14 protein-coding genes and 1 tRNA gene are annotated in these 15,818 nt (G+C 70.2%); 10 read left to right on the forward strand and 5 right to left on the reverse strand.

The features are described 5' to 3' along the window. Positions 1-18: 18 nt before the first annotated feature. Together OG254_RS32925 and OG254_RS32930 are read right to left on the reverse strand one after the other, a co-directional pair. Positions 19-225 (reverse strand): MbtH family protein, encoded by a 207-nt coding sequence (locus tag OG254_RS32925; protein ID WP_405589016.1) that lies wholly within the window; start codon positions 223-225, stop codon positions 19-21. Positions 226-227: 2 nt separating this feature from the next. Then, positions 228-1,739 (reverse strand): MFS transporter, encoded by a 1,512-nt coding sequence (locus tag OG254_RS32930; protein ID WP_405589018.1) that lies wholly within the window; start codon positions 1,737-1,739, stop codon positions 228-230. A 403-nt stretch (positions 1,740-2,142) separates the two neighbouring features. Here OG254_RS32930 and OG254_RS32935 point away from each other — a divergent pair, with 403 nt between their 5' ends. Continuing rightward, positions 2,143-2,961 carry an SAM-dependent methyltransferase gene (locus OG254_RS32935; protein ID WP_405589021.1) on the forward strand — a complete coding sequence of 273 codons (819 nt, stop codon included), beginning with the start codon at positions 2,143-2,145 and terminating at the stop codon, positions 2,959-2,961. A 51-nt stretch (positions 2,962-3,012) separates the two neighbouring features. On the opposite strand, the gene OG254_RS32940 is transcribed toward OG254_RS32935, so the two are convergent. Next, positions 3,013-3,924 (reverse strand): helix-turn-helix domain-containing protein, encoded by a 912-nt coding sequence (locus OG254_RS32940; protein WP_405589023.1) that lies wholly within the window; start codon positions 3,922-3,924, stop codon positions 3,013-3,015. 192 nt (positions 3,925-4,116) lie between these two features. Continuing rightward, positions 4,117-4,347, reverse strand: coding sequence for a DUF397 domain-containing protein (locus OG254_RS32945; protein ID WP_147993723.1), 231 nt, complete (start codon positions 4,345-4,347; stop codon positions 4,117-4,119). A gap of 258 nt (positions 4,348-4,605) precedes the next feature. Between OG254_RS32945 and OG254_RS32950 the strand changes: the two genes are divergently transcribed. Together OG254_RS32950 and OG254_RS32955 are read left to right on the forward strand one after the other, a co-directional pair. Further along, positions 4,606-5,088, forward strand: coding sequence for an ATP-binding protein (locus OG254_RS32950; protein WP_405589026.1), 483 nt, complete (start codon positions 4,606-4,608; stop codon positions 5,086-5,088). Between the two features lie 235 nt (positions 5,089-5,323). Beyond that, complete coding sequence (locus OG254_RS32955) at positions 5,324-5,674, forward strand: hypothetical protein (RefSeq protein ID WP_405589029.1); 351 nt, start codon at positions 5,324-5,326, stop codon at positions 5,672-5,674. 476 nt (positions 5,675-6,150) lie between these two features. On the opposite strand, the gene OG254_RS32960 is transcribed toward OG254_RS32955, so the two are convergent. Next, positions 6,151-6,222 (reverse strand) — tRNA-Arg (locus tag OG254_RS32960). Between the two features lie 204 nt (positions 6,223-6,426). Between OG254_RS32960 and OG254_RS32965 the strand changes: the two genes are divergently transcribed. The 7 genes from OG254_RS32965 (at position 6,427) to rho (ending at position 15,787) form a co-directional block, all read left to right on the forward strand. Next, complete coding sequence (locus OG254_RS32965) at positions 6,427-6,876, forward strand: response regulator (protein ID WP_405589032.1); 450 nt, start codon at positions 6,427-6,429, stop codon at positions 6,874-6,876. 303 nt (positions 6,877-7,179) lie between these two features. Next, positions 7,180-8,262: an ArgS-related anticodon-binding protein NrtL gene (gene nrtL / locus OG254_RS32970; protein ID WP_405589034.1), complete on the forward strand. Its 1,083-nt coding sequence runs from the start codon at positions 7,180-7,182 to the stop codon at positions 8,260-8,262. A gap of 17 nt (positions 8,263-8,279) precedes the next feature. After that, positions 8,280-9,671 (forward strand): diaminopimelate decarboxylase, encoded by a 1,392-nt coding sequence (lysA, locus tag OG254_RS32975; protein ID WP_405589037.1) that lies wholly within the window; start codon positions 8,280-8,282, stop codon positions 9,669-9,671. A 154-nt stretch (positions 9,672-9,825) separates the two neighbouring features. Then, positions 9,826-11,118: a homoserine dehydrogenase gene (locus tag OG254_RS32980; RefSeq protein ID WP_405589039.1), complete on the forward strand. Its 1,293-nt coding sequence runs from the start codon at positions 9,826-9,828 to the stop codon at positions 11,116-11,118. 6 nt (positions 11,119-11,124) lie between these two features. Further along, positions 11,125-12,183 (forward strand): threonine synthase, encoded by a 1,059-nt coding sequence (gene thrC, locus OG254_RS32985; RefSeq protein ID WP_147993739.1) that lies wholly within the window; start codon positions 11,125-11,127, stop codon positions 12,181-12,183. Positions 12,184-12,478: 295 nt separating this feature from the next. Continuing rightward, positions 12,479-13,396 carry a homoserine kinase gene (thrB, locus tag OG254_RS32990; RefSeq protein WP_147993740.1) on the forward strand — a complete coding sequence of 306 codons (918 nt, stop codon included), beginning with the start codon at positions 12,479-12,481 and terminating at the stop codon, positions 13,394-13,396. 390 nt (positions 13,397-13,786) lie between these two features. Beyond that, the gene (gene rho / locus OG254_RS32995; RefSeq protein WP_405589042.1) at positions 13,787-15,787 is read left to right on the forward strand and encodes a transcription termination factor Rho; all 2,001 of its coding nucleotides are present in this window, start codon (positions 13,787-13,789) and stop codon (positions 15,785-15,787) included. Positions 15,788-15,818 lie beyond the last annotated feature (31 nt).

The following is a 15,818-nucleotide window of genomic DNA, read 5'->3' on the forward strand; positions in this document are numbered from 1 at the left end:
GCCCCCGTTGCTCCCATGTCAGGCGTCTGCGCCCGTGGGGGCGGGACATATGTCCGTCCAGTGCTCCTCGACGTAGGCGAGGCAGTCGGCACGGCTGCTCGCGCTCAGCGCCACGTCCCACCCGTCCGGCACGGTGATCCCGTCGGGCCAGAGCGAGAACTGGCCCTCGGTGTTGCTGAGGACGAGATAGGTCCCGTTCTCGTCCTCGAACGGATTGGTGGTCATGGTCAGCCCTCCACGAGTGCTTTGTTCTCGGGGTTGTCGGGTTTGTCGGTGTTTTCCGCGGCCTCGGGATCGCCGGGCCGGGCGGAGTCGTCAGCGTCGGCGTCGGGATCGCCGGGCCGGGCAGAGTCGTCGTCTTCGACGTCGGGGGAGTCGTCCGCGGCGTCGGGCAGCAGCGTGTCGATCTCGCGCACCGTGCGCCGCGACATGCCGAGCACCGCGACCGTGATGCCGCACAGGCCCGCGATGAGCAGCATGGCGGCCATACCGCTGCCCGGCCCGTCCCCCAGGACCGGCCCCAGCACCACGAAGATCCCGGCGCCGTCCGCGGCCTGCGGTTCGAAGACGTGGTCGGCGAGCGGGCCGGAGACCGCGGTGGCCAGCGGGACGGAGAGCTGCGACAGGAACATCACCGCGCCGAAGACCCGGCCGTGCCACTCCTGGGGAACCTTGGTCTGCACGATCGCCTGCATCGTGCCGTTGATCATCGGCATCAACGCCGCGCCCACGAGGATGGCCGCGCACCAGCCGACCACCCCGCCCGCGAGCGCCATCGCCACCTGGGCGGACAGACACATGCCGATGATCCCGAGCAGCATGCCCCGGGCCCGGTTCTTCGGCCCGCTCCAGGCCGCCATCAGCAGCCCGCCCGCGACCCCGCCGACGCCGATCGCGGTGTTGACGCTCGCCAGCGCCGAGGTCTCGCCGCCGGACCGGGCCAGCACCATGGGCTGTACGGCCGCGAAGCCGAACACCATGACCAGGTTGACGAAACAGAAGGCCAGCAGCAGATCGCGCAGGCTCGGCAACCGGAACAGGAAGCGCATCCCCTCGACGGCCTCCGCGACGAGCTTCCCCCGCGGGCCGCCCGCCTTCGCCCCGGGACCGGTGTCCCCGCGCATCCGTACGACCCGGATCGCGGCCAGCGCGAGGGCGAAGCTCACCAGGTCGGCGACGATGATGAAGCCGAGCCCGGAGAACGTCACCAACAGCCCGCCCAGCGCCGGACCGCCGACGTCCGCGGTGCTCTTGGCGCTCGCGAGCAGGCTGTTCGCCCGCTGCAGTTGGTTCTTGTCCACCAGCAGCGGCACGGCGGCGCCCAGCGCCGGGAACTGGAAGGCGGCGGCGCAGCCGAGCAGCATGACCGCCCCGTAGACCTCCCAGGTGCTCAGCCCGCCGGTGAAGTGCAGCACGCCGAGCAGCGCCACGATCAGCAGCCCGCCACCGTCCGCGAGTTGGAGCGCCGTACGCCGTCTGACGCGGTCGACGAAGGCCCCGGCGAGCGGGCTCAGCAGCACCTGGGGGAGCAGCGCGCACAGCGACAGCGTGGTGAGCGCGGTCGCCCGGCCGGTGGCCGACCAGGTCTCGAAGACGAAGGCGAACCGCAGGACGGAGTTGCCGACCAGGGATATCGCCTGCCCGCTCCAGACGAGCATGAAGGGACCCATACCGGTGAACCGGCCGGTCCTTCCCCCGTCGTGCGCGGTGTCGTCCTGCGAACGCGCCACATCGGCCACGTGCGTACCCCCGTCGAATGTGGCTTCCGATGGAGAACCCTAGTTCGAAAGTGGCTCGCCGCACATCCCCGATCATGAAAGGCGTCCGAGAAGCCCTCACGGACGGGCCGTCACGACCGTGAGGGCCGCCCGCTGACAAGCGCCGCACCGGGAACCGCACAGTCAACTCGTAGGCACCTACGAACAATTGACGACACAACGACATTCGGGACGTCCCGGACGAGAGGTGCTCTCCCCGGACACCGCAGCCGCCTTCCAGCAGCGGATCCCCCGCACGCCGTCCCCGTCAAGAGTGCCAATCGCCCGGTCGTTGACGGATGGACTGGCCCGACCAACTGCCCCGTCCCTAGGATGTGTTGTCGGCGAGGTGATCTCCTCGGCCGTCCTGCCCCTGGGGGAAGCCATGGAGCCTGGAAAGCAGCTGTCCACGTCCATCGATGCCACGGTCCCCACGGCCGCGCGCATGTACGACCACTACCTCGGAGGCAAGGACAACTACGCCTCGGACCGAGCCGCCTGCGAGGAGCTGGACAAGGTCGTCCCGAGCACCCGGGCGCTCGCGCTGAACAACCGGCGCTTCCTCCAGCGGGTCGTCGGCACGCTGGCCGGCGACTACGGCATCCGCCAGTTCCTGGACCACGGCTCCGGCCTGCCCACCCAGAACAACGTCCACCAGGTCGCGCAGGCCGTCGACCCCGCCTCGCGCGTGGTGTACGTCGACAACGACCCGATGGTCCTGGTCCACGGCCGCGCCCTGCTGGACCAGAACGACCACACCGCCGTCATCCACGCCGACATGCGTGAGACGGACCAGATCTTCTCCCACCCGGACACCGAGCGCCTGATCGACTTCTCGCAGCCGGTGGCGGTGCTGTTCAACTCGGTGTTCCACTGCATCCCCGACGACGAGGCCAACGGCCCGCTCGCCGTGGCCCGCCGGGTACGCGAGCACCTCGCGCCCGGCAGCTTCATGGTGATGTGCCAGCTGGTCAGCGAGGACCCCGAGGTCCGAAAGTTCGTCACCGACTTCATGGACCAGGCGACCCAGGGCCACTGGGGCCGGGTGCGCCAGGAGGCCGACGTCGCGGAGTACTTCGAAGGTCTGGAGATCCTCGAACCGGGTCTGGTGGAGGTCTCCACCTGGCGCCCCGACACCGAGGTGGCGCCGCGTCAGCTCACCCAGGAGTGGATCGAGTTCGGCGGCGTGGGCCGACTGCCGTAGGGACCGGACGGAGGGGGAGCGGCGTCACCGCCGCTCCCGGGCCGGACCCCGCTAGGCGTACCGCTTCATCGTCTCGCGCAGCCGCTCCAGCGATTCGCGCGGGTTGAGGGCCTCGTCACCCAGCCGGTCCAGGGCCAGGCGGTACTCCTCGGTCTCGTCGCGGTCCTCCAGGAAGGCCGCGCTCTTGATGTGCTCCAGATAGACGATGTCGGACAGATCGACGCCGCCGAACCGGAGATAGGTGACCGGCATGGCGGGTGCCGAGGCGTTGGTGGCGTCCAGGGGCACGATCTGCACGGTCACATGGGGCCGCTGGGCCATCTCCACGAGGTGCTCCAGCTGCGCCCGCATCACCTCACGGCTGCCCAGGACACGCAGCAGCACCGACTCGTCGACGATCGCCCACAGCTGAGGCGCGTCCGGGCGGTGCAGCAGCTCCCGCCGACGCATCCGCAGCTCCACACGCCGCTGCAGCTCGCGCGCCGGCGCGTTCGGCAGTCCGCGCTCCACCACGGCCCGGGTGTAGTCCTCGGTCTGCAACAGGCCGGGAACATACTGCAGTTCAAAGGTACGGATGGCCGTCGCGGCCTCCTGCAGCCCGACCAGCCGGTCGAACCATTCCGGCATCAGCCGCTTGTCATAGCGCTGCCACCAACCCGGCTCACCGGCACGGCGCAGCAACTGCAGCAGTACCGACGCCTCGAACTCCGCGGCGCGGTAGTGCTCCAGCAGGGTCCGTACGTCCGCCTCCGTGGGCGGCCGACGGCCCTTGCCCGCCTCGATGCGCGACAGCTTGGCAGGACTGAAGCCCACGGCACGCGCCGCCTGGTCCTGGGACAGACCGAGGTCTTCGCGAATACCGGCCAACTGGACGCCGACCAGCATCTTCAGCAAGGTCGGCGCGGGCTCGGTCCGGTCCAGATAGGGTTCGAGGCGGGAGATGCGAGGTGACTCGGCGGACATCCTGACTCCCTGTAGACCGGCATACGACAGACCGCATTATCGCATCCCGCCGCCCCGCGCCGCCGGAACCGCGAGAAGTGGAAGCGTCAACTTCCGCTTGCAGAGGGCGTTTCGCCCCTCGCCGGTCGCGCGGTCCCGGGCAGGCGCCGGTCTCATGCGAGGTGGTCGCATCTCATGCGGGGTGGTCGCATCTCACGCGAGGTGGTCGAACTCTCCCTCCTTCGCGCCCGCCAGGAAGGCCGTGATCTCGGCGGGGGTGTAGACGAGGGCCGGTCCGTCGGGATGGCGGGAGTTGCGCATCGCGACACTCCCATCGCCCAGGGCGGCCACTTCGACGCAGTTGCCCTCGGCATTGCTGTGCCGGCTCTTGATCCAGCGGACGTCCAACGAGCTTGCCCGCACGCCGTTCTGCGCTGTTGGCACTGCACTCTCCTTGCTCACGTTCCGCCACGCATGCGTCCCGACGCCTCAGCGGACCCGGGCCGCACCACGTGCTCTGCGTCGACACCCTCGCGCAATTTCCCGTGAAATTGCACGGAGGCGCCGTCGGCGTGGATAATAGCCCTTGGCGTCAAGTGCAGTGGGGACGCCCCGTCCTGACCGTGTATCAGGGGAGACGTTGTGTCCTTACCTGCGTACGAAGGGCTCCGACTGGCCCATGACGCTGCGTCACCTGCGGGGTTGACCGCGACGCCGGAACCGCACCCCGCCACCCCGCGCACCTCGCCCCGCTCCGCCGTCCTGCGCCTGGCCGGCGCCGAACGGGGCTGCGGTCAGGCCCGCGACTTCGTCCGTCGCACGCTGACCGGCTGGGAACTCGACCACTGCGGCCCCGACGCCCTGACGGTGGTCACCGAACTGCTGGCCAACGCGGTACTGCACGCCACGGCCCACCGGCCGGACCCGGGCTCCGCCCGTGGCTCCGCCCCGGACGACGCCGAGATCTGGCTCCGACTCAGCCTCCGCCGCCACGCCCACCTGGTCTGCTCGGTCAGCGACCCGAGCGACCACCCACCCGTGTACCCGCACACCAGCGACCCCTTTGACGAACACGGGCGCGGGCTGCGCATCATCGACGCCCTGTCCGAGCACTGGGGCTGGACCCGACGGCACCCGATGGGCAAGACGGTCTGGGCGATGCTCCCGACCGCGGACCGGGCCTGACCCCTCACGGCAGGGCCGCGCTGCATCCGCAAATGTGCGCCCGCACGCGAACATTTGGGTAAGTGCCCGAATAGCCCGCCATATATGGGACGCATACGCCGCACTTCGCCGGCGGTGTAACACACTCACGTTCGTCTGACGCAGAACCAGGCAGAAGAAGTCATCGTGCAGAATCCGAATCCCGGCACAGCGCGGTGGCCAGTCGCCCCTGCCAACGCGTCAGATCGGATTTCTCGTGAACACCGACCCGGTATCCGGATACCAGTCGTACGACCAGCACACCCCTCAGGGCCGCCCCGCGCGCAACCAGGACACCGCACGGAGAGCGGCCCTGACGATCTGCACGATCGCCGACGTCTCGGCCGGTCTCCTCGGCCTGTGGATCGTGCTGTACCTGCTCGACGCGAACCAGGGCAACGCTTTCGTGGCGATCGTGCACGAGTCGGCGGACCTGCTCTCCGGATGGGCACGGGACATTTTCACGATGGACACAGAGGGCCTACGGGTCGTCCTCAATTGCGGCCTTCCGGCAGTCCTGTATTTGCTCCTCGGGCACGGAATTGCCGCCCGCCTGAACAGGGCCTGACGGCAATACCCAGCGGAAGGACACCCCAGTGACACGCACTCCCACCGAAAACGATCACCTGCCCATCTATGAAGACCTGGTGCGCGAACGCGGAGACGCGGTAACGGAAGCGCAGATAGCAGCCGCACACACCCAACACCAGGCAGCGGAACTGCTGAGCGACGGGGGCCCGGGTGGCTGGGACGGCCGGCCGGGGCACGCCGGGCAGGCCCGTCACCGGTAGGTGTTCGGGCCGAAGGCGGGGACCGGGCGGCCAGGCCCGTCACCGGTAGGTGGGGCGTTCGGGCCGAGGGCGGGGACCGGGTGGGCAGGCCGGATGTGACGCACACGCGGCCACAGACTCGGGACCTGGCACCCGTCCCTGGCCTTCCGGCAAGGCGACCACTGACAAGCGGCGGCACCCGCCCGCACATACGCGAAGACCCCGCACTCAGCGAACTCGCTGGTGGCGGGGTCTTTAGGCACCTCATAAAGGGTGCCCCCGGCAGGATTCGAACCTGCGCACACGGCTCCGGAGGCCGTTGCTCTATCCCCTGAGCTACGGGGGCGTGTCGGGCGCCTTGCTTGGCGGCGACGGGTAGAACCCTACCAGCTTCGGTGGGGTGTTCATGAACCGGTTTACGGGGCCCCCGCACCCGGTGCGACCTGGGGTGGGTCGCCCGCAGGGGGTGGAAGTCGGGAAAACCCGGACGCGGTGGCCGGTCCGGACCTACTCTCGAGTTGTGCCAGGCGCTTTTGGCCGGGTCCTTGTTGTGGACGACAACAAGGTCATCCGGCAGCTGATCAGGGTCAATCTCGAGCTGGAGGGGCTCGAGGTGGTGACCGCGGCCGATGGTGCCGAGTGTCTGGATGTCGTCCACCAGGTGCGGCCCGACGTGGTCACCCTGGATGTGGTCATGCCGCGGCTGGACGGGCTTCGGACCGCCGCGGTGCTGCGCGCCGATCCCCGTACCCGCGATCTTCCTCTCGCCATCGTCAGCGCCTGTACCCAGTACGAGGTCGACGGCGGCCTGGACATCGGTGTCGACGCCTTCCTCGCCAAGCCCTTCGAGCCCGCCGAACTCATCAGCCTCGTACGGCGGTTGATCGAGCGCAAGCGCAGCCGGGAGTCCGAGGTTGACGTCGACGGCCGGGATGCCGGCGACGCCGTGTTCGGGGGAGTCCTGGGAGCAGGAGAGGCAGCGGGGCGGACCGGAGGCTGAAGCTCGGGTCGGCAGCCGCAGCTCGCCGCTCAGGCGCCGGGACCGGCAAGCCAAGCTCCCGATATCGGCAGCGCGCGCTCCCGACCTCCGCGCTCAAGCTCGGCCGGGACCGGCAGGCCAAGCTCCCGACAGCGGCGGCGTGCGCTCCCGACCTCGACGCTCAAGCTCCGCCGGGACCGGCAAGCCAAGCCCCCAGTAGCGGCAGCGTGCGCTCCAGACCTCGGCGCCCACGCCCGTCCACATCCCGAAACCCACCCCAAACCCGTTCGCATACCCACCCCCCTCCTCCCCTACGCTTGTCCCGTGACCCCCGTCGAGCTCTCCCGTTCCGTGCTGTGCGCGGTGCGTCGTGCTGTCGACGAAGGGGAACTGGCCGTCGCCGTGCCCGAGCGGGCCGTGGTCACCGTGCCGGGGCCCGGTGGGTGTGGGGACTACGCCACCAACATCGCCCTTCAGCTGGCCCGCCCGGCAGGGCAGCCCGCCCTGCGCGTCGCCGAGATTCTGCGGCCGCACCTCGCGGGCGTGCACGGTGTCGCCGACGTCGTCGTCACCGGGCCCGGCTTCCTGAACATCAGCCTCGGCGCCGCCGCGCCCGTCGCCCTCGTCGAGGAGATCCTTCGGCGCGGCGAACGGTACGGGTACGCCCATGGCCCCTCCGCGGACTTCGTGCCGCTGTCCTGTCCCCGCGAGGTCCGGGCCGTCGTCGTGATGGACGCCCTCGCCCGGATCCTGCGCTCACAGGGCGCCGCGGTCCGCACCCGCTGCGAGGCCGAGCTCCCGTCGGAGTGGGCCGACATCCTGGGCGTACGGGTCGACGCGCAGCCCGCGCGGCAGCACCCCGTCCTGCCCCACTACACCGTCCGTCCGGTCCCCGCCCCGGTCGACCCCCTCCCTCTCGGACGCGACGCCGCCCGCTGGGCGCTGCTCCACCCCGCCGACCACGACCGGCCCCGTATCACCGACGACCACCTCGTCCAGCGCGAGAGCAACCCTCTCTTCCGCGTCCGCTACGCCCACGCCCGCACCCGGGCCCTCAGCCGCAACGCCGCCGACCTGGGATTCCACGCCGAGCCCGAGTCTCTGGGGGAGGCCGACGAGCCATCGGCTCCCTCATCCATGGAGCACGTGCACCACCTGCTCGCCTCCCTCGCCGACCACCCCCGCGTCCTGGCCCAGTCGGCCGCCGATCGCGCTCCCGACCGTCTCGCCCGGCACCTCGTCAGCGTCGCCGATGCCGCTGCGCCCCTCCTGCCCGCCGTCCTTCCCCGCGGTGCGGAGAAACCCTCGGCCACCCACCGTGCCCGGCTCGCGCTTGCCGAAGCCGCCGGGACGGTGCTGGCCGGTGGCCTGTCCCTGCTCGGCATCGACGCACCCGATCACCTCTGAGAGAGCCCAAGACAGTCATGAGCCGTTCCGCACATCCCGCCGGGCCCCGCCACGCCGACGTCCTTCCCGAGGGCCACTACTCCGCGCCGCCCGCCGACCTCAACGCCCTCGACGCGAAGGTGTGGGCGCAGACCGTCGCCCGTGACACCGAAGGCGTCGTCACCGTCGGCGGTGTCGACGTGAAGACCCTCGCCGAACAGCACGGCACCCCCGCCTACTTCGTCGACGAGGCCGACTTCCGCTCCCGGGCCCGGGCCTGGCGCAGCGCCTTCGGTTCCGACGCCGACGTCTTCTACGCCGGCAAGGCGTTCCTGTCCCGTGCCGTCGTGCGGTGGCTGCACGAGGAGGGGCTCAACCTCGACGTCTGCTCCGGTGGCGAGCTCGCCACCGCCCTCTCCGCCGGGATGCCCGCCGACCGCATCGCCTTCCACGGCAACAACAAGTCCGTCGAGGAGATCGAGCGGGCCATCCGCGCCGGCGTCGGACGGATCGTCCTCGACTCCTTCCAGGAGATCGTCCGCGTCGCGCACATCGCCCGGGAGCTCGGCAAGCGCCAGCGCGTCCAGATCCGTATCACCGTCGGGGTGGAAGCGCACACGCACGAGTTCATCGCCACCGCTCACGAGGACCAGAAGTTCGGCATTCCGCTCGCCGGGGGGCAGGCCGCCGAGGCCGTGCGAAGGGCCCTCCAGCTCGACGGGCTCGAACTCATCGGGATCCACTCGCACATCGGGTCGCAGATCTTCGACATGTCCGGCTTCGAGGTCGCCGCGCATCGGGTCGTCGGGTTGCTGAAGGACATCCGTGACGAGCACGGTGTCGAGCTTCCCGAGATCGACCTCGGGGGCGGGCTCGGTATCGCCTACACCAGCGACGACGATCCCCGCGAACCGCACGAGATCGCCAAGGCGCTCACCGAGATCGTCACCCGTGAGTGCGAGGGCGCCAAGCTGCGCACCCCGCGCATCTCCGTCGAGCCGGGGCGCGCCATCGTCGGGCCCACCGCCTTCACGCTCTACGAGGTCGGCACCATCAAGCCCCTCGACGGGCTGCGGACGTATGTCTCCGTGGACGGCGGCATGTCCGACAACATCCGTACGGCGCTGTACGACGCCGAGTACAGCGTCGCCCTCGTGTCCCGGACGAGCGACGCCGCGCCGATGCTCGCCCGTGTCGTCGGCAAGCACTGCGAGAGCGGGGACATCGTCGTGAAGGACGCGTTCCTTCCCGCCGACCTGGCACCGGGTGACCTCATCGCCGTACCGGCGACGGGTGCCTACTGCCGGTCCATGGCCAGCAACTACAACCACGTGCTCCGGCCGCCGGTCGTCGCCGTGCACGACGGCGAGTCCCGGGTGATCGTCCGCCGGGAGACGGAGGAGGACCTCCTCCGTCTCGACGTCGGGTAGCCCCGAACGACAAAAAAGCCCGGGGTGGAAGATCTCCTGTCTTCCGGCCCCGTAAAAATGAAATAGATGTCTCACGATCCGGACGAAGGGCAGAAAGTCCCGTCCGGTGAGTGAGACTGGTGCAACCGTAGACGGTATGAGGAAACGAGGTCGGATGATGCGTACGCATCCGCTGAAGGTGGCGCTGCTGGGCTGTGGAGTGGTCGGCTCAGAGGTGGCGCGCATCATGACGACGCACGCCGCCGACCTCGCCGCCCGCATCGGCGCCCCCGTGGAGCTCGCGGGTGTGGCCGTACGGCGGCCCTCCAAGGTCCGTGAGGGCATCGACCCCGCGCTGATCACCACCGACGCCACCGCGCTCGTCAAACGCGGCGACATCGACGTCGTGGTCGAGGTCATCGGCGGCATCGAGCCCGCCCGCACCCTCATCACCACCGCCTTCGAGCACGGCGCCTCCGTAGTGTCCGCGAACAAGGCGCTCCTCGCGCAGGACGGCGCCGCCCTGCACGCGGCGGCGGAGCAGCACGACAAGGACCTCTACTACGAGGCCGCCGTCGCCGGTGCCATCCCGCTGATCCGGCCGCTGCGCGAGTCCCTCGCCGGCGACAAGGTCAACCGCGTGCTCGGCATCGTCAACGGGACCACCAACTTCATCCTCGACAAGATGGACTCGACCGGCGCCGGGTATCAGGAGGCCCTCGACGAGGCCACCGCCCTGGGGTACGCCGAGGCCGACCCGACCGCCGATGTCGAGGGCTTCGACGCCGCCGCCAAGGCCGCCATCCTCGCCGGTATCGCCTTCCACACGCGCGTGCGCCTCGACGACGTCTACCGCGAGGGCATGACCGAGGTGACCGCGGCCGACTTCGCCTCCGCCAAGGAGATGGGCTGCACCATCAAGCTGCTCGCCATCTGCGAGCGGGCCGAGGACGGCCAGTCGGTGACCGCGCGCGTGCATCCCGCGATGATCCCGCTGACCCACCCGCTCGCCTCCGTGCGCGGCGCCTACAACGCCGTCTTCGTGGAGTCCGACGCCTCCGGGCAGCTCATGTTCTACGGCCCCGGCGCGGGCGGTTCGCCCACCGCCTCGGCCGTGCTCGGCGACCTCGTCGCCGTCTGCCGCAACCGGCTCAGCGGGGCAACGGGGCCCGGCGAGTCGGCGTACGCCGCCCTGCCCGTCGAGGGGATGGGTGACGTCGTCACCCGCTACCACATCAGCCTCGACGTGGCCGACAAACCGGGTGTTCTCGCCCAGGTGGCGACCGTGTTCGCCGAGCACGGTGTCTCGATCGATACGGTTCGCCAGCAGGGCAAGGACGGCGAGGCCTCCCTCGTCGTCGTCACCCACCGTGCGTCCGACGCGGCCCTCGGCGGGACCGTCGAGGCGTTGCGCAAGCTCGACACCGTGCGGGGTGTCGCCAGCATCATGCGGGTTGAAGGAGAGTAACCAGCAATGACCCACCAGTGGCGCGGAATCATCGAGGAGTACCGGGACCGGCTGCCCGTCTCCGACACCACGCCGGTCGTGACGCTTCGCGAGGGCGGCACGCCCCTCGTGCCCGCGCAGGTGCTCTCCGAGCGCACGGGCTGCGAGGTCCACCTCAAGGTGGAGGGTGCGAACCCGACCGGGTCCTTCAAGGACCGCGGCATGACCATGGCCATCAGCAAGGCGAAGGAGGAGGGGGCAAAGGCGGTTATCTGCGCCTCCACCGGGAACACCTCTGCCTCCGCCGCCGCCTACGCAGTGCGCGCGGGCATGGTTTCGGCCGTTCTCGTCCCGCAGGGCAAGATCGCGCTCGGCAAGATGGGCCAGGCCCTCGTGCACGGCGCGAAGATCCTCCAGGTCGACGGCAACTTCGACGACTGCCTCACGCTCGCGCGCGACCTGAGCGACAACTACCCCGTGGCGCTGGTCAATTCGGTCAACCCGGTGCGTATCGAGGGGCAGAAGACGGCCGCCTTCGAGATCGTGGACATGCTGGGCGACGCCCCCGACATCCACGTCCTTCCGGTCGGCAACGCGGGCAACATCACCGCGTACTGGAAGGGCTACAAGGAGTACGCCGCCGATGGTGTCTCGAAGCGGACCCCGCGTATGTGGGGTTTCCAGGCCTCCGGCTCCGCGCCCATCGTGCGCGGCGAGATCGTCAAGGACCCGTCGACCATCGCCACCGCCATCCGCATCGGCAACCCGGCGTCCTGGCAGTACGCGCTCGCCGCGCGGGACGAGTCCGGCGGGTTCATCGACGAGGTGACGGACCGTGAAATCCTGCGCGCCTACCGGCTGTTGGCCGCGCAGGAGGGCGTCTTCGTCGAGCCCGCCTCCGCCGCGTCGGTCGCCGGTCTGCTGAAGGCCGCCGAGCAGGGCCTGGTCGACCCGGGCCAGCGCATCGTGTGCACCGTCACCGGCAACGGCCTCAAGGACCCCGACTGGGCCGTCGCCGGCGCCCCGCAGCCCGTCACCGTCCCGGTCGACGCGGCGACGGCGGCAGAGCGGCTCGGACTGGCGTAAGCCGGGCCACGCTCCGTCGCAGCAGGCTCGCGTACGCGACTACGAGGGCGCTCACCTGGGGAGCTTCCCGACAGGGGGTGCACAGGGGGCATACGACACGCATCGTGCGCCTCCTGTGCGCCCTATGTCGCCACAGAACCTACCTTCGATACGCTGTACTGAACCCGCCCGCCGCATATGCCTCCGCATGGGTGCGGTGCCGCGCCGTCTCCGCAGTCCGGAAACGGCCCCAGAGGTTCTCGTACGTCATCGAATGTCTTCGACAATCACGCAGCTCAAGGAGAGTCATCGAGCGATGGCCGGTCCAGCGTTCCGCGCCGCCGCCGTCCGGGTGCGCGTCCCCGCCACCAGCGCCAACCTCGGCCCGGGCTTCGACGCCCTGGGCCTGTCGCTGGGGCTCTACGACGACGTAGTCGTCCGGGTGGCCGACTCAGGGCTGCACATCGACATCGCGGGTGAGGGCAGCGAGACACTGCCGCGCGACGAGAACCACCTTCTCGTCCGCTCCCTGCGCACCGCCTTCGATCTGCTGGGCGGCCAGCCGCGCGGCCTGGAGATCGTCTGCGCCAACCGCATCCCGCACGGCCGCGGCCTCGGCTCCTCCTCCGCCGCCATCTGCGCCGGCATCGTCGCCGCGCGCGCCGTGACCATAGGCGGCGAGGCCAGGCTCGACGACGCGGCCCTGCTCGAACTCGCCACCGAGATCGAGGGCCACCCCGACAACGTCGCGGCGTGTCTGCTCGGCGGATTCACCCTGTCCTGGATGGAGGCCGGCGCCGCGCGGGCCATCAGGATGGAGCCCGCCGATTCCATCGTTCCGGTGGTTTTCGTACCCGGTAAGCCGGTACTGACGGAGACCGCGCGCGGACTGCTCCCGCGCAGCGTCCCGCATGTCGACGCCGCCACCAACGCGGGCCGTGCCGCGCTGCTCGTCGAGGCCCTCACCAGGCGCCCCGAGCTGCTGCTGCCCGCCACCGAGGACCGACTTCACCAGGAGTACCGCGCTCCCGCGATGCCGGAGAGCGCCGCGCTGGTGGAGCGGCTGCGGGCCGACGGAGTCCCGGCAGTCATTTCAGGAGCGGGCCCCACCGTGCTGGCGTTGGCCGACGCCGACAGCGCCGACAAGGTGGCCGATCTGGCAGGCGACGGGTGGGCCGCGAACCGGCTCGACCTCGACGCCCAGGGAGCGAGCGTGCTGCCGCTTGCGACCTGACACACGGTTGCCGGATTTCGAGAGGGGGAATGTTTGTTGGATCCGGTAGTGTTAACCTCAAGTCTGCACCCGACCCCACCATGGCGAGGTGCTTCGTGTCCCCGTCCGGGACAGACATTCTTCCGGGAGCCTCCCAAGTCGCACTGTGTTCCGTACGACGTACGCGGGCGCTGAGCGACCTGCCGGGCACGCTCCGGAACCGGCGCGACCGAGCCGAGTGACACAGACACTCCGTGCCACGGCTCTGGGAAGCGTCATCACCAGATATTTCCTCCGCCGCTTTGGCGGACCACCGCCCCGGCACGGTCCACACACCAAGGACCGAAGCCGGACAGCACAACCGGTCGCCGAGCCAGACAGGCCGACGTCCGCTCCAGGGAAGGACCCTTCGTGAGCGACACCACCGATCTGATGGGCGCACGTGTCGAGGAGACCGCTGCCGCGCCCGCCACGGACGCCTCCGCGCCTGCCACCGGTGCCGGCTCCCGGCGGCGCCGCGGTACCGGCCTCGAGGGCATGGTGCTGGCCGAGCTTCAGCAGGTCGCATCCGGCCTCGGCATCAGGGGCACGGCGCGCATGCGCAAGAGCCAGCTGATCGAGGTCATCAAGGAGGCGCAGGCCGGGGGAGGTGCCGCGGCTCCCAAGACGGAGGCCGCGACCGAGACCAAGCCCAAGCGCCGCGCCACCTCCAAGGCCCGTACCGGCGATGACGCCGAGAAGAAGGCGGAGAAGGCGGCCGAGGCTCCCGCCGAGAAGGCCGCGGCCCAGCAGCAGATCGAGATTCCCGGCCAGCCGGCGAGCGACGACGCCCCGGCCGAGCGCCGCCGTCGCCGCGCCACCGCCGATGCCGGTGCCCCCGCGGCCGCCCCCGAGACGGTCGCCGCCGAGGCGAAGAGCGAGCCGAAGGCCGAGACGCCCGCGCAGTCGCAGGGCGACGCCAAGGGCGACGCCGGTGACGGCGGCGAGGGCCGTCGTCGTGACCGCCGTGAGCGCGGCCGCGACCGTGACCGCGGCGAGCGCGGTGACCGTGGAGACCGCGGTGACCGTCGCAAGGGCGACGACCAGCAGGGCGGCCAGCGCGGTCAGCAGCAGAACCAGCAGCAGGGCGGCGGTCGTCAGGACCGTGGCCAGCAGCAGCAGGACGACGACGACTTCGAGGGTGGCCGTCGTGGCCGTCGCGGGCGCTACCGCGACCGCCGTGGCCGTCGTGGCCGCGACGAGATCGCCGCGGAGCCGCAGGTCAACGAGGACGACGTCCTGATCCCGGTCGCGGGCATCCTCGACATCCTCGACAACTACGCCTTCATCCGGACCTCCGGCTACCTGCCGGGCCCGAACGACGTGTACGTCTCCCTCGCCCAGGTCCGCAAGAACGGCCTGCGCAAGGGCGACCACATCACCGGCGCGGTCCGTCAGCCCAAGGAAGGCGAGCGGCGCGAGAAGTTCAACGCGCTGGTCCGCCTGGACTCCGTCAACGGCATGGCGCCCGAACACGGCCGTGGCCGCCCGGAGTTCAACAAGCTGACCCCGCTGTACCCGCAGGACCGGCTCCGTCTGGAGACCGACCCGGGCGTGCTGACCACCCGCATCATCGACCTCGTGTCGCCGATCGGTAAGGGCCAGCGCGGTCTGATCGTGGCCCCGCCGAAGACCGGTAAGACCATGATCATGCAGGCGATCGCCAACGCGATCACGCACAACAACCCCGAGTGCCACCTGATGGTCGTCCTCGTCGACGAGCGTCCGGAAGAGGTCACCGACATGCAGCGGTCGGTGAAGGGCGAGGTCATCTCCTCGACCTTCGACCGTCCGGCCGAGGACCACACCACGGTCGCCGAGCTCGCCATCGAGCGCGCCAAGCGTCTGGTGGAGCTGGGTCACGACGTCGTCGTGCTGCTCGACTCGATCACCCGTCTGGGCCGTGCGTACAACCTCGCCGCCCCGGCCTCCGGCCGCATCCTGTCCGGTGGTGTCGACTCGACCGCCCTCTACCCGCCGAAGCGCTTCTTCGGTGCGGCCCGCAACATCGAGGACGGCGGCTCGCTGACCATCCTCGCCACCGCGCTGGTCGACACCGGGTCCCGCATGGACGAGGTCATCTTCGAGGAGTTCAAGGGCACCGGTAACGCGGAGCTCAAGCTCGACCGGAAGCTCGCCGACAAGCGCATCTTCCCGGCCGTCGACGTCGACGCCTCGGGTACGCGTAAGGAAGAGATCCTGCTCGGCGCCGACGAGCTCGCGGTCACCTGGAAGCTGCGTCGCGTGCTCCACGCGCTCGACCAGCAGCAGGCGATCGAGCTGCTGCTCGACAAGATGAAGCAGACGAAGTCGAACGGCGAGTTCCTGATGCAGATCCAGAAGACGACGCCGACTCCCGGCAACGGCGACTGATCGGAAACGATCCCAAAAAGGCCGCTCCCCG

The organism is Streptomyces sp. NBC_01092 (assembly GCF_045039535.1).
In the GTDB taxonomy this organism is placed as follows: Bacteria; Actinomycetota; Actinomycetes; order Streptomycetales; family Streptomycetaceae; genus Streptomyces.

Bases quoted from the DNA above. Each gene is read 5' to 3' on its own strand.
- OG254_RS32925 (WP_405589016.1), bottom strand. From the start codon at position 225: ATGACCACCAATCCGTTCGAGGACGAGAACGGGACCTATCTCGTCCTC.
- OG254_RS32935 (WP_405589021.1), top strand. From the start codon at position 2,143: ATGGAGCCTGGAAAGCAGCTGTCCACGTCCATCGATGCCACGGTCCCC.
- OG254_RS32940 (WP_405589023.1), bottom strand. From the start codon at position 3,924: ATGTCCGCCGAGTCACCTCGCATCTCCCGCCTCGAACCCTATCTGGAC.
- lysA (WP_405589037.1), top strand. From the start codon at position 8,280: ATGAGCCGTTCCGCACATCCCGCCGGGCCCCGCCACGCCGACGTCCTT.
- OG254_RS32980 (WP_405589039.1), top strand. From the start codon at position 9,826: ATGATGCGTACGCATCCGCTGAAGGTGGCGCTGCTGGGCTGTGGAGTG.
- thrC (WP_147993739.1), top strand. From the start codon at position 11,125: ATGACCCACCAGTGGCGCGGAATCATCGAGGAGTACCGGGACCGGCTG.
- thrB (WP_147993740.1), top strand. From the start codon at position 12,479: ATGGCCGGTCCAGCGTTCCGCGCCGCCGCCGTCCGGGTGCGCGTCCCC.